Source organism: Noviluteimonas lactosilytica (assembly GCF_020866925.1).
GTDB classification, from domain to species: domain Bacteria; phylum Pseudomonadota; class Gammaproteobacteria; order Xanthomonadales; family Xanthomonadaceae; genus Noviluteimonas; species Noviluteimonas lactosilytica.
This window is the reverse complement of sequence record NZ_JAJGAK010000001.1, coordinates 1608087-1629968: the sequence shown is the minus strand read 5'-3', so window position 1 is coordinate 1629968 and position 21882 is coordinate 1608087. Positions and strand designations below refer to the sequence as shown.

The following is a 21882-nucleotide window of genomic DNA, read 5'->3' as shown; positions in this document are numbered from 1 at the left end:
TCACGCCCGCTCGGACGACGGATCGACGAGCGCCGGCGAACGTCCGCCGAACAACGTCAGCATCGGCCCCGTCATCACCGTCGTCACCAACGCCATCACCAGCAACATCGTGAACAGCGACGGCCCGATCAGCCCGGCGTCCAGGCCGACCTTCATCACGATCAGTTCCATCAGGCCGCGCGCGTTCATCAGAGCGCCCGTCGCGAAACTCTCGCGCCAGCCGTAACCGGCGATGCGTGCACCCGCCGCGCCGCCCAGCACCTTGCCGACGATCGCGGCGAGCAACACCAGCAACATCGCGCCGATGCCCGCGCCGACGAAGGCATCGGCAGTCGTGTTCAACCCCGCGAGCGCGAAGAAGATCGGCATCAGCAACACGATCGCCAGGTACTCGAGGCGTTCGACGAGGCAACCGAGCAGGCGATCGTCGCGCGGCAGGCACGCGCCGAACAGGAACGCGCCGAACACCGCGTGCAGGCCGAGCCATTCGGTGATCGCCGCGCAACCGATCGCACCGACGAGCAGCGCCGCGAGCAACATCTGCGACGGCGCGCCGGTCGGCGCGAAGCGCCGCAGCAACCACGCATACAACGGACGCAACACGGCGAACACGAACACGAGCAGCGCGACGGTCCCGAGCGACGTGCGCAGCAAGCCCGCCGTGCCGTCGCCGGAACCGATCAGCGCGACCACGCACGCGAGCATGATCCAGGCGAACACGTCGGCGATCGCCGCCGAACTCAACGCGAGCCGACCCAGTCGCGTCTGCGTCATCCCGCGTTCCTTGAGGATGCGCGCCATCACCGGGAACGCGGTGATCGACATCGCCGCCGCCATGAACAGCGCGAACGGCAAGAACCCCACGCCCGCGGGCGCCAGCGGGTGCAACCACGGCGAGATCGCGAAGCCCGCGGCCAGCGGCAGCAACACGCCGAGCACGCCGACCCAGCCGGCCGCGCGGACCTGCGCGCGCACGCCATCCGGTGCACGCAATTCCACGCCGACGATGAACATGAAGAGCACCAGGCCCAGCGTCGACAACGAGGTCAGGCCGCCGAGCGATTCCTTCGCGAACAATTCCGCATGCACCTCCGGCGCGAGCGCACCGAACACGATCGGTCCGAGCACCAACCCCGCCGCCATCTCGCCGATCACCGCCGGCTGGCCGAAAACCTTCAGCAATAATCCGCACCCGCGCGCGACGACAAGGATGACGACCAGCTGCAACAACAGCGGCGAGTGCATCACGGGATTCAGGCCTCGATGGTGGACGGATCGGAAACCGCTTGGCGCACGCGCGCATACCAGGCGTCGTCGAGGCACGCCGGCGCGTCGCGGTCTTCCTCGCGATACGGCGCGAGCAGCGCATCGAGGCCATGGTCGTCGATCGCGGGATGGTCGCGCCGGGCCTCGCCGAGCATTTCCGCCGCGAGCCAGCGCATGCGCGCGACATTGGCGCGCAGGCGCGCTTCGAACGCCGCGTCGTCGAGCGCGTCGTTGAGCGCGCGATTCATTTCATGGAACCAGTCGATCGACCACTGGTTGAGGAAGCGGCCATCGGGCGCCGGCGCCCCCGCGTTGTGCTCGAACCACGCGCGCAGCAACGCCTGCATCGCGACGTTGAGATCGCGCGCGAGCCCGAACGCATCGCGCAACCGCCCGAGCAACGCGATCGCCGTGAGCCGCTTGCCGAAGAAGATCGGCGCGAGCAGCGCCCAGTAATACGTGTAGTCCCAGATCACCTTCAGCGGCATCACCTGCGCATCGCCGAACAGCGGGTACTGGTCCTGGTAGAGCGTCAGCGTGTTTTCGTAGAACGACTTGTAGAGTTGTTCGTAGATCGCCGCGTATGGCGCGAACGGTTCGCCCGCGCGGTCCTTCGCGATCAGGTCGCACACGTACGTGTTGCTGATCGCGATGAAGTCGCTGCCCGGCGAATAGAACGGATCGAGGAACAACCCCGCTTCCCCGGTCAGCGCCCAGCGATCGCCGGAGAACACCTGCTTGCAGCCGAAGGAGAAGTGGCGGAAGAACAGGAAGTCCTGCAGCGCGTGTTCCGGCTTGTCGACGGCGCGCGCGACGCCGGGCTGGTGCGTGCGCAACCAGTCCATCGCCTTCGCGTGCGTGTTCATCGTGTCGAGTGGATGCAGCTTCGCGTCGCACACGATGCCGAGCGAATGCGCGTTCGACGCCAGCGGGATCAGCCAGAACCAGTAGCCCGGCCCGCACATGTGGTTGGTCGAACGCCAGCGCGCGGGCGGATGGCAGCGATCGAGCCATTCCGGATCGTGCGACCAGTCCTGCGGTTCGATGTAACCATCGACGCGCCACCATGCCGCGTTCGCATCGTGGTCGTTGGCTTCGAGCAAACCGAGCTTGCGCTTGAGCAGGCTCGCGCGGCCCGCGGCGTCGACGATCCAGCGTGCTGCGATCGCGCAGGTCGCGTTCGCATGATCGTATTGCACGACGTGCGGCGCATCGCCCTGCGCGAGGTCCACCGCGCGCACCGTCGCGCCGTCGAGGAACGACACGCCGAGTGCGCGCGCCTGTTCGCCGAGAAAATTTTCGAATCGCCCGCGATCGAGTTGCCACGACGGCGTCGGCAACAATTCGCTGACGCCGAGTTCGGTGCAGCGGTCGAGGTCTTCGCGTCCTTCGCTGAAGAAGAAACGAAACCCGAACTTGCGCAGTTGCCGCGTCTCGAGATGCTCGCGAAATCCAAGCACATCGGCGAAGTAATGCGCGCCGATCTCCACGGTCGACTCGCCGACCTTGAACGCGGCCTCGCGCACCGGATGCGTGCGCCGTTCGAGCACGGTGACCGCGATCGACGGATCGCGCTGCCGCAGCTGGATCGCAAGTGCCAGGCCGGCGAGGCCACCCCCGAGGATGACGACGTCGGCCTGCGCGCTCATGTGCGCTCCTGCACCGAGCGCAGTGGCGGGGGCGCGGCGAACTCGCCGCTCGGATCGTGGATCACCGGCGGCGTGTTGCGCGTTCGACGGTATTCGGCGAGGACGTCGTCGAGCGACAAGACCTGGCCGACGACATGCGACGTGATGCGATACAGGTCGCGCAGCGGGCGGAAGTGGCTCTTGCGGAACTGCCCCGCGACGCCCGGCCCCTGGTAACGCGATTCGATCGGCACCGAGACCACGCGCACGCCGAGTTCGCGCGCCGCGGAAATCAGGATCTGCGCTTCGAACACGAAATCTTCGCCCGGCACGTCGCCAAGTGCGCACACGTTGCCGGGGTAATAGCGCTGGCCGCTCTGCGTGTCGGCGATGCGATAACCGCAGCCCCACGAGATGCCCCAGTCGCCGAACTCGTTCGCGCAGCGGCGATGGAACGGCTGCTGCGCGCGCTTGCGCAATCGCGAGCCGACGATCATCGATCCCGGATAACGCAGCGCCGCATCGAGCAGGCGCGGAATGTCGTCGGCGAGATGCTGGCCATCGCCATCCATCGTCAGCACGCCACTGAAGCCGCGGGCCAGCGCTTCGGCGAATCCTTCGCGCAGCGACGCGCCCTTGCCGCGGCGTTGTTCGTGGCGCAGCAGCAGGATCGGAAGATCCGCGATGCACTCCGACGTGCCGTCATCCGACCCGTCGTCGATCACGATGACGTTCGGGCAATGCGACAGCGCGCCTTCGACGACCTCGCGGATCCGCAGCGACTCGTTGAGCGCCGGGATGACGACGCAGGTCCGGCGGGCGAGGGCGTTGACGTCAACCATGCGCGATATCCACCTGCAGGGTGCGGCCGTTGCCGGCAAACAATCGCACATCGGACGCCGTGCCTGCGAGCGCCTCGAACAACGGCAGCATCGGCGCCATCGCGTTCGTCCCGGCGAGGCCCGACAGGCGGGTCGTAGCCGCGGGTGTGTCGCCCTGCTGCACGCGCACTTCGATACGCGGCGCATCGGGCTTCGCGGCGCGCGAAAGCACCAGCGCACCACCGAGCAGCCCGGCGCTCGGCGAAATCGGCGACAACGGACCCGAGGAACTGCCGTCGTAGCCGACGAGCAACACCGCCTCTTCGCCCGCCGCCAGCTGCACCAACGCTTCGACCAGCCCTTCGGCGAAGCTCGCCGCGTGCGCGCTGATCGCGGTGGTGGCCTGCGTGCAGCCCGCGCCGATCGTCCAGTAACCGGCGGCAGCGTTGTGCACGGAGTTGTGGAAGCGCGTGGGCGAGATCGAGCGCGGATCGGCCGCGAGCGTCGCGCACATGTAATCGGTGATGCCGAGGTCGCCGTGCGTGGAGGCGAACACCGACGGAAGCGCGCGCGGATCGCGACCGGCGTCGTTGCACGCGGCGAGCGCGACTTCGAGCGCGACCGCGACGGTGTCGGGCGCGCGGCGGCGTTCGTTCGGCGCGAGCAGTTGCGGCGACGGACGCGCGGGCGCGGCTTCCGGTTGCGTGCCGTCGCGCACGAAGGCGCGCGCGGCGTTCCAGTCCGGCAGGCCGTTGCTCCAGAAGCCGATGCCTTCGACGGTCGCGGCGAGCGTGCTCATGCGGCGAACACCAGCGAGCAGTTGTTTCCGCCGAAGCCGAAGGAATTGTTCATCGCGTAACGCACAGCGCGGTCTTGGTTATCGAAGCGGATCTGCGGACCGCACGCGGGATCGTGTTCGCTGCTGTTGAGGATGCCGGGCAGCACGCCGTGTTCGAGCGCGAGCATCGCGATCACCGATTCGACGATGCCTGCGGCGCCGAGCGTGTGGCCGGTCCAGCCCTTCGTCGAACTGGCGTGCAGCGTTTCCGGGAACATCGCGGCGACGGCCTGTGCTTCGATCGTGTCGTTGGCGGGCGTCGCGGTGCCGTGCAGGTTGAGATAGCCGATGTCGGCGGGTTGCAGGCCCGCGCGACGCAATGCATCGCCCATCGCCAGGCGCGCGCCGAGGCCTTCGGGATGCGGATGCGACATGTGGTGCGCGTCGCTGGATTCGCCGTAGCCGCGCAACGTGAGGCCCGCGTGCGACGCATCGGCGCGTTCGAGCAGCGCGAAGCCGCCGGCTTCACCGAGCGACAACCCATCGCGCGTCGCGTCGAACGGCTTGCACTTGTCCTGCGACACCAGGCCCAGCGAGTTGAAGCCGAACAGCACGCTGCCGCACAACGTATCGACGCCGCCGACCAGCGCGGCGTCCGCGAGGCCGGCGTGGATTAGGCGCGCCGCCTGTGCGAACACCTTCGCGCTCGATGAACACGCGGTCGCGACCGTCACGCATGGCCCGTTCAACCCCGTCGCATGCCGCACGAAATCGCCGAGCGAATGCGGCGTGTGGACGATCGGGCGCTGCAGGTCTTTCGGAAAGGCACGCTGGCCATCGGGCGCATCGACGAGGCGCGCGTAGGCTTCCTCGCTCGCGCCGATGCTCGAGGTCGACGTGCCGATCACCAACGCGACGCGGTCGGCGCCGAAACGTGCGCGCGCCTCACGGACCGCATCGAGCATCCCGTCCTGGCGCAGCGCGAGCCACGCGAGCCGGTTGTTGCGGCATTCCCATTGCGCGAGCGCGTCGGGCAGGGCTTCGGATTCGAGGCCGTCGACGCGGCCGATCCAGCAATCCAAACGTTCGTCGCCCCCGAAATCGTTGCGGCGGAGTCCGCCGCGGCCCTCGCGCAGCCCATTCAGCTGCGCGTCGCGCCCGTGGCCGAGGGCGGTGGTCGCGGTGTAGCGACGGATCGCGAGCGGCGGCATGGGCGAAGCGGGCGAGCCTTGCGGCATCGAATCGAAGGGCAAGCGCGGCTCCAGCGATGGGCGGTCGTCGAAAGTCGGGGTGAGTATAGCCATGCCCCCGTGGACAACCGGCGTGATGGCGCGCCGCGCGGGGACTATCATTCACGTGCTTTACATCTCCCCCGAAATCCCCATCTCTGCGGTCATGCCGACCCGCGTCGCCCATCGCCTCCGCCTCGCCGCCGACCCGGATGTGCTGCACACCGGCGTGGTCGCGCTGCTGGCGTGCCTGCTGAGTGCGGGCCTGGTGTATGTCGTCTACTTCGTCCACGTGCTGCGCGTTGCGCGCAAGGCGCCGTGCGTGCCCGAACAAGGCGACTGCGTGCTGGTGTTCGGCAAGCACGCGCCGCAGGGCCGCATCGATGCGGACTTCGCCGCGCGCCTGGAACGCGCGGCCACGGTGTGGCGCGAGCGCCCGCCCCGCGACGTGATCCTGCTCGGCGGCGGCGCACCGCACGAACCGAGCGAAGCGGAAGTCGCGCGACGCGAACTCCTCGCGCGCAACCTCGCGCAGGGCCCGACGCTGCGCCTGGAAGGCGCATCGCGCGACACCCTGCAGAACCTGCGCAACGCCCGCGACCTGCTGATCGCCGAAATCCCGACCGACGGCAAACCGCGCCGCGTGACCCTGCTCAGCAACCGCTACCACCTCGCACGCTGCGCCCTGTTCGCCGGCCAGCTTGGCTACGACTGGGAGCTGTGCGCGGCCGAACAACGCCTCGCGATGCGGCCGGCCACCTTCCTGCACATCGCCGCCGAGGCGTACTTCGTGTGCTGGAGCGACATCGGCACGCGCTGGGCGCGCTTCATCGGCGACGAACGCATGCTGAAGCGGGTGACCTGAGACGCAGGTCCTCATGGCCGGGACCTCAGGCACGGGCCGAACCCCCGTGCGGTTGCGATAGCATCGGGCGCTTCCGGTAGCTGCAACAGGCAGGGGATCATGGGTGTGAAGGTTCAACGCGGGGCGCTGCGTGCGCTGACCGTGGGCGCGACGCTTGCGCTGACTTCGAATGCGTGGGCGCAGTCGCCCGCGCAGGTCACGGCGGCGGACTACGACCGCGCCGTGAAGATGCTGTCCCAGAACACGAATCCGTTGGTCGACCACGCCGCGACGGGCGTGACGTGGCTCGACGACAAGACGTTCGTGTGGTTCGACAACGACGCCAACGGCGTCCGCATGGTGCGCACCGATGCGACCACCGGCCAGTCGACCACCGCGTTCGACAACGCAAAGATGGCCAAGGCCCTGCAGGCCGCGACCGGCAAGCCGGTCGATGCCAAGCGCCTCGACAAGTCGATCCAGGGCGTCGGCCTCAATGCCGATGGCCGTTACGACTTCTCGGTGAAGGGCGTGCGTTACCTGTGCGACGTGAGCAAGCCGCGCTGCGTCGCCAAGCCCACGACGAAGGCGAAGGACGGCGACGGCCCCGCCAACGTCTCGCCCGACGGCAAGCGCGAAGCCTTCATCCGCGACTGGAACCTGTGGGTGCGCGACGTCGCCACCGGCGCGGAAACGCAGCTCACCACCGACGGCGTGAAGGATTTCGGCTACGCCACCAACAACGCCGGCTGGGTGCACGACGACAGCGCGATCCTGGTGTGGTCGCCGGATTCGTCGAAGATCGCGACCTTCCAGCAGGACCAGCGCAAGACGAGCACGATGGCGCTCGTCGGCACGAATGTCGGTGCGCCGAAGATCGAAACGTGGAAGTACCCGTTCGTCGGCGACAAGGACATCACGATGATCGAGCGCGTCGTGATCGACGTGCCCTCGAAAAACGTCGTGCGCCTGAAGATGCCGCCCGACCAGCATCGTTCGACCCAGTGCGACGACGTCAGCTGCTTCGGCGGCTGGGAAGACGTGCAGTGGTCGAAGGACGGCAAGTCGATCGGTTTCGCTTCGACCTCGCGCGATCACCAGAAGACGTGGCTGCGCACGGCCGATGCCGCGACGGGCGAAGTGCGCGATGTCTTCCAGGAAGACGCGAAGAACTGGTTCGAATCCGGCATCAACGCGATCAACTGGCGCTACCTGCCGGAAAGCAACGAGATCCTGTGGTGGAGCCAGCGCAGCAACTGGGGCCATCTCTATCTGTATGACCTGTCGACCGGCAAGCTGAAGCGCCAGGTCACGGAAGGCGAGTGGAACGTCGCCGAAGTCGTGCGCCTCGACCCCGAATCGCGCACGGTGTGGTTCACCGGCGTGAATCGCGAAGAAGGCCACCACCCGTACCACCAGCACCTGTACCGCGTGAACCTCGATGGCGGCGACCCGGTGCTGCTGTCGCCGGAAGACGCGCAGCACGCGTTCAAGCTGTCGAAGGACGGCAAGTACGTCGTCGACACGTATTCGACGACGGCCGTGCCGCCGGTGACCGTGTTGCGCGACGCGCAGGATGGCAAGGTGCTCGCCGAAGTCGCGAAGGCCGACATCACGCGCCTCACGGCCGCGGGCTGGGTCGCGCCGGAACCGATCGTGGTCAAGGCGCGCGACGGCAAGACCGACCTCTACGGCACGATGTTCAAGCCGTCGAACTTCGATCCGTCGAAGAAGTACCCGATCGTCAACTACATCTACCCGGGTCCGCAGGTCGGCTCGGTGCGCACCTACGGCTTCGCGCCGTCGCACGGCGACAACCAGGCGCTCGCCGAACTCGGCTTCGTCGTCGTCGCCATCGACGGCATGGGCACGCCGTATCGTTCGAAGGCCTTCCACGACGCGTACGCGAAGAACATCGGCGACAACACGCTGCCCGACCAGGTCACCGGCATGCAGCAACTCGCCAAGCGCTATCCGTGGATCGACCTGACGCGCGTCGGCATCTGGGGTCACTCCGGCGGCGGCAACGCGACGGGCACGGCGATGTTCCGCTACCCCGAGTTTTTCAAGGTCGGCATCGCCGAGAGCGGCAACCACGAAAACCGCAACTACGAAGACGACTGGGCGGAAAAGTGGCAGGGCCTGCTGACCACGTCGAAGGACGGCAAGACCAACTACGACGACCAGGCCAACCAGTCGCACGCCAACAAGCTGAAGGGCAAGCTGCTCCTGATGCACGGCCTGATGGACGACAACGTGCCGCCGCAGAACACGCTGCTCGTCGTCGATGCGCTGATCAAGGCGAACAAGGATTTCGACCTGTTGCTCCTGCCGAACGCGCGCCACGGTTACGGCGAGTACTCGCCGTACGTCATGCGCAAGCGTTGGGACTACTTCGTCGAAAACCTCCTCGGCGCTGAACATCCGGCCGAATACGAAGTGAAGTTGCCGAAGTGAAGCTGGCCGCGCTGAAATTCATCAGTCAGTAGCCGTGCAGCGCGGTGAAGGTGGCGTCGAAGGCATCGTGTAAGGTGCCTTCGATGACCGCCGCAGCCGACAACGGATATCGCGATCGCCTGCGCGGAGCCACCGGCTCCGCGCACGTGCGGCTCGACGCGCGCTTCGCGCTCGGGATTCGCAACACCGTGCATTACCGCACCTACCTGCTCGGGATGCATGCGTTCGTGGCCAATGCCGAACGCGCGCTCGCCGATGCGAAGCTCGGCCCAACGTGGGGCGCATGGCGCGACCCGGCGCGTGCGTCCTGGCTGGTGGAAGACCTCGCCGTCCTTTCGCTCGATGCGTTGCCGGAAAGCCCGCGCATCGCGATCGACAGCGACGCCGACGCCGCGGGGCTGCTGTACGTGATCGAAGGCTCCGCGCTCGGCGCCACCCAGCTCGTGGGCGATGCGCAAGCGCTCGGCCACGGACCGGGCACCGGCGCGACCTTCCTGTTCCGCCACGGCGGACTTGGCGCAGGCAAGCGCTGGCGCGCCTTCGTCGCCGCGCTCGAGCGCGCCGATTTCGACGGCGCCGGCGAACGCAGCATGCTCGAATCCGCCGCGCGCGCCTTCGCGTCGGCCGAACACGAATTCCACCGCGCCGAGCTCGCCTGCACGCCGCTTACCTGAGGAACGCCAACGCATGGACCCCACGACGCCAACGCCTGCGTCCGTCGCCGACGCCGATTGCGCGCGCGAACCGATCCATCTCAGCGGCGCGATCCAGCCGCACGGCTACCTCCTGAGTTGTTCGCTGCCCGACTGGACGGTGCAGCACGCGTCGGCCAACGTCGCCGCGCTGCTCGACATGGCGCCCGAAGCGGTCATCGGCCACAGCCTGCGCGAGCACGTCGCCGACGAAGTCCTGACGCCGTTGCTCGAAGTGATCGACATGCTCGAACCGGGCGCGCCGCCGCAGCGCGCGGCGATCGGCAACATCGGGGCGATGGCGCACCTGTGCGATTTCGTCGTGCACGTCGCCGACGGGCTGGTCCACATCGAACTGGAACCGCGCGATGGCCTGCCCGCGCGGCAGACGCCGACCGTCGTCGCGCAGCGCATGATCGCGCGCGTCAGCGGGGCGATCGACATGCGCGGCTTCCACCAGCGCACCGCGGAGGAAATCCGCGCGCTCACCGGCTACGACCGCGTGATGATCTATCGCTTCCGCCACGACGACGCGGGCGAAGTGATCGCCGAAGCGCGCGCCGACGACATGGAACCGTTCCTCGGCCTGCGCTATCCCGCGTCCGACATTCCCGCGCAGGCGCGCGCCCTGTACGTGCGCAATCGCATCCGCGTGATCCCCGATGTCATGTACACGCCGGTGCCGATCCTGCCGGGCGTCGACGCCGGCGGGGCGCCGCTCGATCTCAGCCAGCACATGCTGCGCAGCGTGTCGCCGGTGCACATCGAATACCTGAAGAACATGGGCGTCGGGGCATCGATGTCGATCTCGATCGTCGGCAACGGGCGGCTATGGGGCCTGATCGCGTGCCACCACCGCGAACCGCGCCTGGTGCCGCCGTCGGTGCGCGCGGCCGCGGACATGTTCAGCCTGTTCGTGTCGATGCGCGTCGCCGCGGCCGAGCAGACGATCTCCGCACTGCAGGACGACCGCGCCCGCGACGCCCGCGAGCGCCTCGCGCTGCGCCTGACGGGCCAGGAACACATCGCGACCGCGCTCGGCGAGACGATGGACATCCTCGACGCGATGCTGCCCTGCGACGGCATCGCCCTGCGCAGCGATGGCCAATGGACCACGCACGGCCGCACGCCGACGCTCGAAGGCTTGTCGAACGCGCTGCAATGGGCGCGCAGGCATGGCGTCGAACGCTTGCCCGCGACCAACATCGCCGCGACCTGGGCCATTCCGAACGCCAACGACGGCCTCGCCGGCGTGCTCGCGATCCCGTTCGGTCGCCGCGACGACTGGCTGCTGTTCTTCCGCGCCGAGCAGGTCGAGGACGTGGTGTGGGCGGGCGATCCGCGCAAGCCCATGGTGTCGACCGACGACGGCGTGCGCATCGCGCCGCGCAAGAGCTTTGCGAGCTGGCGCGAAACGGTGCGCGGCCACGCGATGCCGTGGAGCGACGCCGATCGCAGCGCCGCCGAACGCCTGCGCTGGCTGTTGCAGGAACGCCCGTGGCAACCGCTGCCCGACGACGCCGTCAACGTGCGCGACATGCGCATGTTCCGCCGCCGCCACGTGATCGCCGAGCAGAAGTCGCGGCTGGACCAGCTCGGCGCGCTGCTCGACGGCCTCGGCCACCTCGAGGACGAAGAGACCGCGCGCATCGGCGCACGCATCGCCGAACTCGAGGCCGAACTGCGCCAGCTGATGCACGGAAGCGCAATCGAGTAGGCGCCGCGCCGAACGGGCGCCGCCGTCGAGTAGACTCGACGGCCTCGTTGCCTGCACAAGACCTCCGAATGTCCGACGTCGCCCCGAAGAACGGCCGCCTCAATCCCCTTCCCGCGCTGATCTTTTCCTCGCGCTGGCTGCAGCTCCCGCTCTACCTCGGGTTGATCGTCGCGCAGGGCGTGTACGTCTACCTGTTCGTCAAGGAGCTGGTCCACCTCATCACCGAGACGCCGCACCTGGGCGAACAGCAGATCATGCTGATCGTGCTCGGCCTGATCGACGTGGTGATGATCAGCAACCTGCTGGTGATGGTGATCGTCGGCGGTTACGAAACCTTCGTCTCGCGCCTGCGCCTGGAAGGCCACCCGGACCAGCCGGAGTGGTTGAGCCACGTCAACGCCAGCGTGCTGAAGGTGAAGCTGGCGATGGCGATCATCGGCATCTCCTCGATCCACCTGCTCAAGACGTTCATCGAGGTCGGTATGGTCAACGGCCTGCCCCTGTGCAGCACGCCCGAAGGCCTGGCCGCGATGGAGGCGATGAAGCCCTACATCGCCCAGAACCTCGGCCTCAAGGCCTGCACCAACGTCACGATGCATGGCGTGCTCTGGCAGACGGTGATCCACAGCGTGTTCATCCTGTCGGCGCTGGGCATCGCGTGGACCGACAAGCTCATGACCGGCGGCGCCGCGAAGCGCGAGCGCGAACACGCACACGCGCACTGAAGCGTCCACGACGCCCGGCACGTAAAATGCCGGGATGGATGTCTCTCATTTGCTTGATGCGCTGAATCCGGCGCAGCGCGAAGCCGTCGCTGCGCCCGCCGGGCACTACCTCGTGCTCGCGGGCGCCGGCAGCGGCAAGACCCGCGTGCTGATGCACCGCATCGCGTGGCTCAACGAAGTGATGGGGGTGCCGGCGCACGGCATCCTCGCGGTCACCTTCACCAACAAGGCCGCGGGCGAATTGCGGCATCGCGCCGAACACCTGCTGCGCCACGGTTCGCGCGGCATGTGGATCGGCACCTTCCACGGCCTCGCGCATCGCCTGCTGCGCCTGCACTACCAGGACGCCAGGCTGCCGGAAGGGTTCCAGGTCCTCGATTCCGACGACCAGCTGCGCCTGGTCAAGCGCGTCGTGCAGCAACTCGAACTCGACGACACGCGTTTCCCGCCGCGCCAGATCATGTGGTGGATCAACGCGCAGAAGGACGAAGGCCGCCGCCCGCAGCACATCCAGCCGGGCAGCGACTGGTTCATGGACACGATGCGGCGCGCGTACGAGGCCTACCAGGAGCGCTGCGATCGCGCGGGCCTGGTCGATTTCGCCGAGCTGCTGCTGCGCGCGCACGAACTGCTGCGCGACAACGCGGGCCTGCTCGCGCACTACCGCCATCGCTTCCGCGACCTGCTGGTCGACGAATTCCAGGACACCAACGCGATCCAGTACGGCTTCGTGCGCCTGCTCGCGGGCGACACCGGGCGCGTGTTCGTGGTCGGCGACGACGACCAGGCGATCTACGGCTGGCGCGGCGCGAAGGTCGAGAACGTGCAGCGCTTCCTGCGCGACTACCCGGGCGCGACCACGTTGCGCCTGGAACAGAACTACCGCTCGACCTCGACGATCCTGGATGCCGCCAACGCGGTGATCACGCACAACCCCGATCGCCTCGGCAAGCAGTTGTGGACCGATGCGGGCGCGGGCGATCCGATCGACCTGTATTCGGCGTTCAACGAGATCGACGAATCGCGCTTCGTGATCGAACGCATCCGCCAGTGGGTGCGCGACGGCGGCAGCCACGGGGAATGCGCGATCCTGTATCGCAGCAACGCGCAGTCGCGCGCCTTCGAAGAATCGCTGCTCGCCGAACAGATCCCGTATCGCGTGTACGGCGGCATGCGCTTCTTCGAACGCGCGGAAATCAAGGACACGCTCGCGTACCTGCGGCTGGTGGCCAATCGCGCCGACGACGCGGCGTTCGAGCGCGCGGTCAACACGCCGGCGCGCGGCATCGGCGAGCGCACGCTGGACGAAGTGCGCCGCGTCGCGCGCGCCGACGGCATTCCGCTGTGGGACGCGGCGAAGCGCACGAGCGAAGGCAACGTGCTCGCCGCGCGTTCGCGCAACGCACTCGCCGGCTTCGTGTTGCTGGTCGAAGGCCTGCAGGTCGAGACCGACGCGCTGCCGCTGCAGGAAAAGATCGACCACGTGCTCCAGCGCAGCGGCCTGCGCGAACACTACGCGAACGAATCGAAGGGCCAGCTCGATTCGCGCACCGACAACCTCGACGAACTCGTGTCGGTCGCCTCGCGCTTCGAGCACGGCGACGACGAGGAGTCGGCGGCGTTGAGCGAACTCGTCGCGTTCCTGAGTTACGCCGCGCTCGAAGCGGGCGAGGGCCAGGCGCAGTCGGGCGAGGATGGCGTGCAGCTGATGACGCTGCACAGCGCGAAGGGCCTTGAGTTCCCTCTGGTGTTCCTCGCGGGCCTGGAAGAGGGCCTGTTCCCGAACACCAGGTCGTCGGAAGAACCGGGGCGCATGGAAGAAGAGCGTCGCCTGGCGTATGTCGGCATCACGCGTGCGCGCGAGAAACTCGTGCTGTCGTATGCCGAAGCGCGCCGCATCCACGGCTCCGACATGTACGGCATTCCTTCGCGCTTCCTGCGCGAGATTCCCGCGGCGCTGATCAACGAAGTGCGGCCGAAAGTGCAGGTCTCGCGCCCGTACATGGCGCAGGGACGTCGCGAAACGGCCGTGGCGGCGGTGGCCAGCCCGCCACCGTTCAAGCTCGGCTCGGTCGTGCGCCACGGCACGTTCGGCACGGGCGTCGTGATCGGCTACGAAGGCAGCGGCGCGCACACGCAGGTGCACGTCAACTTCGAGGACGTGGGGATGAAGATCCTCGTGCTGGGATTCGCGAACCTCACGCCGGCCTGAGCCGGCGTGACGCGACGCCGCTTACTGCGCGTCGGCGACCGCGGCCTGCAACGCGCTCGCCAGGGCCGCGTCGCCGTTCACCAGCGCCGACCACGCGAGTTCGATGCCCTTGCGCCTGCCCTTCTCGACCAGCTTCAGTCCTTCCGGCGCGATCGTCAGTGTGTAGAGCTGATCGCCGATCTGCAGTTCGCGTCGCATGGGCTTGTCGAGCTTGGTCATCGCGTCCTCCGCTTACCAGCCATAGAGCTTGAAATAGACGGGCACGTTGCGCGTGCCGTCGCTGTTGCGATCCACGTGGCCATCGCCGTCGGTGTCGGTCACGTAGTACGTCGGCCCGTTCTTCGGCACCACGCGCACCATCGCGAGCGAACCGCCGACGCGGTACTCGGTGATGACATCGCCGTTGGCGTGGGTGCGCGTGGCCTGCTGGGCCCCTTCGGGGATCGGCGGCGGCTGCGACGGGTCGTCGGCGGTGGTGGCGCAGCCCGCCGCCAGCAACGCCGTGAAGGCGGCCGCGGCCAGCGCGCGTACGAGGGAAACCTGGGTCATGGCAGTCCTCCTTCTCCGCCGAACGGAACTCGAGCTTACGCCCGGCCGGTGTCGGCGCCGTGTCGGTTCGTCGGACGGGCCGTAGAATCCCCGGATGCCAAAATTGGTCCTGATCGACGGGTCCTCGTACCTGTATCGCGCGTTCCACGCGCTTCCTCCGCTCACCAACAGCGCCGGCGAACCGACCGGTGCGCTGTTCGGCGTCGTGAACATGCTCCGGGCGACGCTCGCCGAGCGTCCCGACTGCGCGGTCTTCGTGGTCGACGCACCGGGAAAAACTTTCCGCGACGACCTGTATCCCGAGTACAAGGCCAATCGTTCGGCGCTGCCCGACGACCTGCGCGCGCAGGTGCAGCCGATGTGCGACATCGTGCAGGCGCTGGGCTTCCCGTTGCTGCGCATCGCCGGCGTGGAAGCCGACGACGTGATCGGTACGCTCGCGCTCGAAGCCGCGCGTGAAGGCACGGAGGTCACCATCTCCACCGGCGACAAGGACTTCGCGCAGCTGCTGCAGCCGTTCGACGACGGCGGTTCGATCCGCCTGGTCAACACGATGAGCGGCAGCGTGCTCGACACCGACGAAGCCGTGATCGCGAAGTTCGGCGTCCGTGCGAACCAGATCGTCGACATGCTCGCCCTGATGGGCGATGCGATCGACAACGTGAAGGGCGTGGACAAGTGCGGGCCCAAGACCGCCGCGAAGTGGCTCGCCGAATACGGCACGCTCGACGGCGTGATCGAGAACGCCGAAAAGATCGGCGGCAAGATCGGCGAGAACCTGCGCACCGCCTTGCCGCGCCTGCCGCTCAACCGCGAGCTGGTGACGATCAAGACCGACGTGCCGCTCGATCAGCCTGCGAAGTCGATGACCCTGCGCGATCGCGACGTCGACACGCTGCGCACGCTGTACGCGCGCTACGGCTTCAACGCGGCGCTGCGCGATCTCGACGGCACCCCCGCACCGGGCGCGACCGAACGCAAGGTGTCGATGCGCGGCACCGAAGCGGGCTGGGCGCGCACGGGGGCTGCGTCGGCGGAAGCGCCGGATCCCAGGCTCGGCGAGAAGGGCGAGTACGAGACCGTCACCACGCGCGAACAGCTCGATGCGTGGATCGCGAAACTCCAGGCCGCCGATGCCTTCGCCTTCGACGTCGAAACCGATTCGCTGGACGCCCACACCGCGAACCTCGTCGGCGTGAGTCTCGCCACGCAGGCGCATGCGGGCTGCTACATCCCGTTCGGCCACGATTACCCGGGCGCACCCGCGCAGTTGAAGCGCGAGGACGTGCTCGACGCGCTGCGCCCGCTGTTCACCGATGCGTCGAAGAAGAAGATCGGCCAGCACGGCAAGTACGACCTGCACGTGCTGCGCACGCATGGCGTCGCGGTGCGCGGTTACGCGGAGGACACGATGCTGGAGAGCTTCGTGTTCAACGCCGGTGCGAGTCGCCACGACATGGATTCGCTCGCCAAGCGTTACCTCGGCTACGACACCGTGCGCTACGAGGATGTCGCGGGCAAGGGCGCGAAGCAGATCCCGTTCTCGCACGTGTCGCTGGAAGACGCGACGCGCTACGCCGCCGAAGACGCGGACGTGACGTTGCGCCTGCACGCGGTGCTGCGCCCGAAGATCGCGGCCGAACCGTCGCTCGACGCCGTGTACCGCGACATCGAGATGCCGCTCGTGCCGGTGCTGGAGCGCATCGAATCCAACGGCGTGCTCGTCGATGTCGCCGAACTGCGGCGCCAGTCCGCCGACCTCGGCAAGCGCATGCTCGACGCGCAGCAGCTCGCCACCAATCTCGCGGGCCGCACCTTCAGCCTCGATTCGCCGAAACAGGTCGGCCAGTTGCTGTTCGAGGAACTCAAGCTGCCGGTGCAGGTGAAGACCTCGACCGGGCAGCCGAGCGTCAACGAAGAAGCGCTCGAAGCGCTCGCCGACCTCCACGAGTTGCCGAAGGTCATCCTCGAATACCGCGGCCTCGCGAAACTGCGCAGCACCTACACCGACAAGCTGCCGGAGATGGTGAATCCGTCCACCGGCCGCGTGCACACCAGCTACCACCAGGCCGGTGCGGCGACGGGGCGCCTGGCCTCGTCGGACCCGAACCTGCAGAACATCCCGATCCGCACCGACGACGGGCGCCGCATCCGTCGCGCGTTCGTCGCGCCGGAAGGCCGCCGCATCGTCGCGTGCGACTACTCGCAGATCGAGCTGCGGATCATGGCGCATCTGTCGGAAGATCCGAACCTGCTGCGCGCATTCACCAGCGGCGACGACATCCATCGCGCGACCGCCGCCGAAGTGTTCGGTCGCACGATCGAGGAAGTCACCAACAACGAGCGTCGCGCGGCGAAGGCGATTAACTTCGGCCTGATGTACGGCATGAGCGCGTTCGGCCTGGCGAAGCAGCTGGGCATCGGCCGCGGCGAAGCGCAGGACTACATCGCGCTGTACTTCTCGCGCTACCCGGGCGTGCGCGATTTCATGGAACGCACGCGCCAGGAAGCGCGCGAGCGCGGCTTCGTCGAGACAGTCTTTGGCCGCCGCCTGCACCTGGAGAACATCCAGGCCCGCAACCAGGGCCTGCGCGCAGGCGCCGAGCGCGCGGCGATCAACGCGCCGATGCAGGGCACGGCCGCCGACATCGTGAAGCGGGCGATGATCGAGATCGACCGCTGGCTCGCCGGGCTGGGCGGCCGTGCGCTGATGATCCTGCAGGTCCACGACGAACTCGTGTTCGAGGTCGAGGAGGCGTTCGTGGAGGAACTGGTGGCCGGTGCGAAGGACCGGATGGCCGCGGCGGCGGAGCTCCGGGTGCCGCTGGTCGTCGACGCCGGGCAGGGTCTGAACTGGGACGAAGCCCACTGACGAGCTTGTCGCACAAATGTGGTTTGTGAGGCCTCTCCCGAGGCAATGAATTCTTCCTGAATCCAACGGTTTCTTAACTGAAATCTTCACGAACTGTCCATGTACCGGATGGTCATATAGCTCGCGTCAGATGCAAGGTCTGACGCAGATCTCTCCCTCCCCTGGAGTGATCCCCGGAGCGCGACTCCTCCCCAAGTCCCGCTCCCCAGCCCCGCCGGTCTCCCCCTGGCCAGCGGGGCTTTTTATTGCCTGCAGATTTTGTAGGCGGTGCATTTGTAGCCTGCGATAGAGTCGCGGCGAGCCGATCGACTGGGGGACCTCCGATGTTCGAGCTGTCGATGCCCGTCTGGGAGTACGTGCTGCGCGCGGTGGTCGTGTACGTCGTGCTGCTCGGCATGATCCGGCTCTCCGGCAAACGGACGATGGGGCAGTTCACGCCGTTCGACGTGCTGCTGATCGTGCTGCTCGGCAACGCGGTGCAGAACGCGCTGCTCGGTTCGGATCAATCGCTGGTCGGCGGACTGCTACTCGCCGCGGTGCTGATCACGCTCAACTGGACGACCGGCTTCCTGAGTTCGCGCAGTCGCGTGGCGGAGAAGTTGATCGAAGGCGTCCCGGTGGTGCTCGCGCGCGACGGGCGATTGTTCGAGCAGGTGCTGCGGCACCAACTCGTCAGTCGCAACGATTTCGAGGAAGCGCTGCGCCAGAACGGCGAGCTGCGGCTCGAAGATGTCGAGATCGCGATCCTCGAAACCGACGGGCGGATCAGCGTGGTGCCGAAGGATCGCGGCTGAGCGCGTCGCGACGACGCGCCGCGATCAAGCGAGTTCGTTCAACCAATCGCGCGGGCGCAGATAGTCCATCAATCGCGCTTCGTCGCTGCCCGCTTCCGGCGCGAAGCCGTATTCCCAGCGCACCAGCGGCGGCAGGCTCATCAGGATCGACTCGGTGCGCCCGCCGCTCTGCAATCCGAACAGCGTGCCGCGGTCGTAGACCAGGTTGAACTCGACGTAGCGCCCGCGGCGATACAGCTGGAACTGGCGTTCGCGTTCGCCATGCGCGACGTCGCGGCGACGCTCGACGATCGGCAGGTACGCATCGAGGAAGCCGTCGCCCACCGCGCGCTGGTAGGCGAAGTCGCGTTCGAAGTCTTCGTGCAGGTCGTCGAAGAACAGGCCGCCGACGCCGCGCGTTTCATTGCGGTGCTTCAGGAAGAAATATTCGTCGCACCATTTCTTGTGCGCGTCGTAGCGCGCCTGCGCGCCGAACGGATCGCACAGCGCGCGTGCCGTGCGGTGCCAATGCAGCACGTCGTCGTCGAAGGGATAGAACGGCGTGAGATCGAAGCCGCCGCCGAACCACGATGCGACCGTCTTCCCGTCGCGCATCGCGCGGAAGTGGCGGACGTTCGCATGCGTCGTCGGGATGTACGGATTGCGCGGATGGAAGACGAGCGAGACGCCGACCGCGCGCCACGTCGCACCGACGAGTTCGGGGCGCGCCGCGGTCGCCGACGGCGGCAGCTTCGTGCCGGAGACATCCGAGAAGCCGATGCCCGCCTGCTCGAACACCGCGCCGTCGCGCAGGATGCGCGTGCGGCCACCGCCGCCTTCCGCGCGCGTCCACGGGTCTTCGCGGAAGCGCGCGACACCGTCCGCGCCTTCGATGGCCGCGCAGATGCGGTCCTGCAATCCGGTCAGGTAATCGCGGACGCGATCAAAACCGGCGTCGTCTTCCACATCGGCGGGGGTGTGCATGCGCGGCATTCTAAGGCGACGCGGACTCGGCGATCCGGCGGGCTTGGTCCCTTGCCCACCTGTTCCTCACTCGCGCAGGCGCGGGACGCCGTGTTCGTCGCGGATTTCGATCGCGGCCTCGTCGAGGATGCGGTCGCGCAGGTCGCGGTTCGGCAGTTCGACGGTCGGTTCGCCGCGCGTGGCGCGCAGCGCGTTCGCGTACGACAGGCGCGCGGCTTCCGCGTCGCCCGCGGTCGCATAGCCTTCGGCAAGCGCTTCCCATGCGGGCGCGCCGCCGCCTTGCGCGACCGCGCGATGCAGCGTGCCTTCGGCGGTCGGCCAGGGTTGCAGGCGCGCGAGCGCGCGCAGCGTCGCGGGGCTTTCCGGGTGCGCGGCGAGCCAACGCTCGAGTTGCGCGCGGCGTGCGTCGATCGCGGTGGTGGGAAGCGCGCCGTAGCGCTCGACCAGCGATTCGTCCCACTGCGTCGCCAGCGCTTGCTCGATGTTGCGCGCGGCCGCGTCTTCCCAACGCATGCCGGCAGCGCGCGATGCGTAGGCGCCCACGACGGCCGGGTCGGACTGCAGCGGCTTCGGCAACGCGTCCCAGCGATCGGCTAGGGCGTTGGCGTCGGGCGATTCGATCAATGCGGCTGCGGCCCAGCGCGCCTGCAAGGCGTCGAGGCGTTCGTTCGGCAAGGCTTGCTGCTGGCGCATCGCGCCGAGCATCCCGTACGCCTCGTTCGCGCGGCCGAGCGCGACCAGCGCGTCGGCGCGCAAGACCAGGCCGCGCGGCGGCAACGGTTGCGCGGCGGGCGCATCGAGGATCGCGAGCGCTTCGGCCGGCGCGCCCGTCGCGAACGCACGTTGTGCACGCGCGATGGCGCTGGCGATCGGTGCGCGTTCGGCGAGTGCATCGAGATGACGCTGCGCGGCGTTCGCATCGCCGCGCGCATCGGCGGCCTGCGCGGCGGCGACGCGCGCCACGGCGGCGGCTTCGTCACGCTCGGAGGCGAGTTCGAGCAGCTTTTCCGCGCGCGCCCAGTGGCCCTGCTGCAACGCGTTGAGGCCGTCGGTCAGGCGCAGGCGCGATTGGCGCTGGCGAAATCCCCGCCAGCCGCGGAACGGCAGCGTGATCACCATCCACCCCAGCCACAGGCCGAGCAACGCGAGCGCGAGCACCAGCGTCGCGCCGACCAGCGTGCTGCGGTAATCGTGGCCGCGATAGCGGACGAGCACTTCGCCCGGATCCTGCACCAGCAACTGCGCCACCAATGCACCGACCAGCGCGAGCACGATCCAGAACAGCAGGTTGCGGAACAGGTTCATGGCGCCTCCTTGTCAGCGCGCCCGCATCGAGCGCAATTGCGCGAGCGTCGTGCCCACGACCGGCGAAACGAAGGCGAGCGATTGCGCCTGCAGCGCCTGCAGTTGTTTGCGTCGGTCGCGCAGCGCCGGCGAATCCGGCCACAGGCGGGGCAGCCAGCCGTCGGCGCGCGCGAGCGCCGCGCGGAACGCGGCGGTGTCGCGACGTTCGAGCGCGGCGCGCGCGAGGGTGAGTTCGATGCCGAGCGCTTCCATGCCCGCGGCGCGATCGCTCGCCGCACGCAACTGCACGCGATCGCTCGGCTGCACGTCGACCAGGCGCGAAGCGACGCGCGACCACCACGGCTGGTCGCCCGCGGCGCGCGTGGTCGGCGCGACGGGGATGCGCGCGAGCTGCGCTTCGAACGTCGCAAGCTGCGCCGATGCGGCGCGCGCCGGATCCACGCCCTTCGCGTCGAGCGCGCTGCGTTCCTGCGCGAGCGTCTGCCGCAACGTGAGATACGCGGGATCGTCGATGCCGTCGAGCAAACCCGCGGCGAGCGCATACGCGCGGCGCGCGCCGTCGAGATCGGAGGCGAGCCGCAAACGCTGCTGCCCCATGCCGAGCAGCATTTCCACTTCGTCCAGGCGCAACGCCTGCGCGCCGTGGCGATCGGGATCGGCGAGCTTCGACACGCTGTCTTCGAGCAACGCGGCGCGCTGGCTGATGCCGAGCAATTCGTCGCGCAGCAGGCGGTTGGTCGCTTCGGCCTGCTGCAGGCGCTGCGCATTCGCGCGCTGTTCGTTGCGCAGCGTGTTGATGCGCGCTTCGAGCGCGACGACGCGTTGCTCCGAATCGAAGGCCGCGGCGCGCGCGGTGTCGGTGCGCAGTCGCCATTGGTGCCAGCCCCATGCGCCGGCGAGCGCGAGCAGCAGCAGGATCAGCCATGCGACGGGCGCGCGGCTGCGGCGGCGGGGAGGTACGACGGGATCTGCGTCGGGTTCGATCACGGCGATAGGTTCGATCACGGCGGGGGGAGTCGCGAACGGCGTG

General features: G+C 68.2%; 18 protein-coding genes. 8 read left to right on the top strand and 10 right to left on the bottom strand.

Annotation, left to right across the window (positions count from 1 at the left end):
* Genes LK996_RS07815 through LK996_RS07795 form a run of 5 tightly spaced genes read right to left on the bottom strand, consistent with a single transcriptional unit; the run spans position 1 to position 5704 of the window.
* Entirely contained in the window at positions 1-1257 is a 1257-nt protein-coding gene (locus LK996_RS07815; RefSeq protein WP_425493734.1) for a cation:proton antiporter domain-containing protein, read from the bottom strand.
* Positions 1254-2915: an NAD(P)/FAD-dependent oxidoreductase gene (locus LK996_RS07810; protein ID WP_230526553.1), complete on the bottom strand. Its 1662-nt coding sequence runs from the start codon at positions 2913-2915 to the stop codon at positions 1254-1256. Before LK996_RS07810 ends, LK996_RS07815 begins: the two co-directional genes overlap by 4 nt.
* Positions 2912-3736 carry a glycosyltransferase family 2 protein gene (locus LK996_RS07805; RefSeq protein WP_230526552.1) on the bottom strand — a complete coding sequence of 275 codons (825 nt, stop codon included), beginning with the start codon at positions 3734-3736 and terminating at the stop codon, positions 2912-2914. The genes LK996_RS07810 and LK996_RS07805 overlap by 4 nt, the downstream gene beginning before the upstream one ends.
* Complete coding sequence (locus LK996_RS07800) at positions 3729-4514, bottom strand: beta-ketoacyl synthase chain length factor (protein ID WP_230526551.1); 786 nt, start codon at positions 4512-4514, stop codon at positions 3729-3731. Before LK996_RS07800 ends, LK996_RS07805 begins: the two co-directional genes overlap by 8 nt.
* Positions 4511-5704 carry a beta-ketoacyl-[acyl-carrier-protein] synthase family protein gene (locus LK996_RS07795; RefSeq protein ID WP_230526868.1) on the bottom strand — a complete coding sequence of 398 codons (1194 nt, stop codon included), beginning with the start codon at positions 5702-5704 and terminating at the stop codon, positions 4511-4513. Before LK996_RS07795 ends, LK996_RS07800 begins: the two co-directional genes overlap by 4 nt.
* Positions 5705-5888: 184 nt before the next feature.
* Here LK996_RS07795 and LK996_RS07790 point away from each other — a divergent pair, with 184 nt between their 5' ends.
* The 6 genes from LK996_RS07790 to uvrD all read left to right on the top strand — a co-directional run bounded on the left by LK996_RS07790 (position 5889) and on the right by uvrD (position 14369).
* Positions 5889-6587 carry a YdcF family protein gene (locus tag LK996_RS07790; protein WP_230526550.1) on the top strand — a complete coding sequence of 233 codons (699 nt, stop codon included), beginning with the start codon at positions 5889-5891 and terminating at the stop codon, positions 6585-6587.
* Between the two features lie 99 nt (positions 6588-6686).
* Positions 6687-9023: a S9 family peptidase gene (locus LK996_RS07785; protein ID WP_230526549.1), complete on the top strand. Its 2337-nt coding sequence runs from the start codon at positions 6687-6689 to the stop codon at positions 9021-9023.
* Positions 9024-9106: 83 nt separating this feature from the next.
* Positions 9107-9697 carry a biliverdin-producing heme oxygenase gene (locus tag LK996_RS07780; protein ID WP_230526548.1) on the top strand — a complete coding sequence of 197 codons (591 nt, stop codon included), beginning with the start codon at positions 9107-9109 and terminating at the stop codon, positions 9695-9697.
* 13 nt (positions 9698-9710) lie between these two features.
* Positions 9711-11432: a GAF domain-containing protein gene (locus tag LK996_RS07775; RefSeq protein ID WP_230526547.1), complete on the top strand. Its 1722-nt coding sequence runs from the start codon at positions 9711-9713 to the stop codon at positions 11430-11432.
* A 68-nt stretch (positions 11433-11500) separates the two neighbouring features.
* Positions 11501-12157 (top strand): TIGR00645 family protein, encoded by a 657-nt coding sequence (locus LK996_RS07770; protein ID WP_230526546.1) that lies wholly within the window; start codon positions 11501-11503, stop codon positions 12155-12157.
* Between the two features lie 34 nt (positions 12158-12191).
* Positions 12192-14369: a DNA helicase II gene (gene uvrD, locus LK996_RS07765; protein WP_230526545.1), complete on the top strand. Its 2178-nt coding sequence runs from the start codon at positions 12192-12194 to the stop codon at positions 14367-14369.
* Positions 14370-14390: 21 nt separating this feature from the next.
* Here uvrD and LK996_RS07760 read toward each other — a convergent pair whose 3' ends face one another.
* Positions 14391-14588: a hypothetical protein gene (locus LK996_RS07760; protein WP_230526544.1), complete on the bottom strand. Its 198-nt coding sequence runs from the start codon at positions 14586-14588 to the stop codon at positions 14391-14393.
* Between the two features lie 12 nt (positions 14589-14600).
* Positions 14601-14918: a DUF2782 domain-containing protein gene (locus LK996_RS07755; RefSeq protein WP_230526543.1), complete on the bottom strand. Its 318-nt coding sequence runs from the start codon at positions 14916-14918 to the stop codon at positions 14601-14603.
* Between the two features lie 94 nt (positions 14919-15012).
* On the opposite strand from LK996_RS07755, the gene polA reads away from it, so the two are divergent.
* Together polA and LK996_RS07745 are read left to right on the top strand one after the other, a co-directional pair.
* Complete coding sequence (polA, locus tag LK996_RS07750; RefSeq protein WP_230526542.1) at positions 15013-17790, top strand: DNA polymerase I; 2778 nt, start codon at positions 15013-15015, stop codon at positions 17788-17790.
* A gap of 323 nt (positions 17791-18113) precedes the next feature.
* Positions 18114-18584: a DUF421 domain-containing protein gene (locus LK996_RS07745; protein ID WP_230526541.1), complete on the top strand. Its 471-nt coding sequence runs from the start codon at positions 18114-18116 to the stop codon at positions 18582-18584.
* A 24-nt stretch (positions 18585-18608) separates the two neighbouring features.
* Here LK996_RS07745 and hemF read toward each other — a convergent pair whose 3' ends face one another.
* From hemF to LK996_RS07730, 3 genes are all read right to left on the bottom strand, one after another.
* Entirely contained in the window at positions 18609-19547 is a 939-nt protein-coding gene (hemF, locus tag LK996_RS07740; RefSeq protein WP_230526540.1) for an oxygen-dependent coproporphyrinogen oxidase, read from the bottom strand.
* A 66-nt stretch (positions 19548-19613) separates the two neighbouring features.
* A complete protein-coding gene (locus LK996_RS07735; protein WP_230526539.1) occupies positions 19614-20852 on the bottom strand; it encodes a heme biosynthesis protein HemY in 1239 nt (412 codons plus the stop codon).
* A gap of 12 nt (positions 20853-20864) precedes the next feature.
* Positions 20865-21857, bottom strand: a complete 993-nt coding sequence (locus tag LK996_RS07730) for a uroporphyrinogen-III C-methyltransferase (RefSeq protein WP_425493716.1) — start codon at positions 21855-21857, stop codon at positions 20865-20867.
* Positions 21858-21882: the final 25 nt, after the last annotated feature.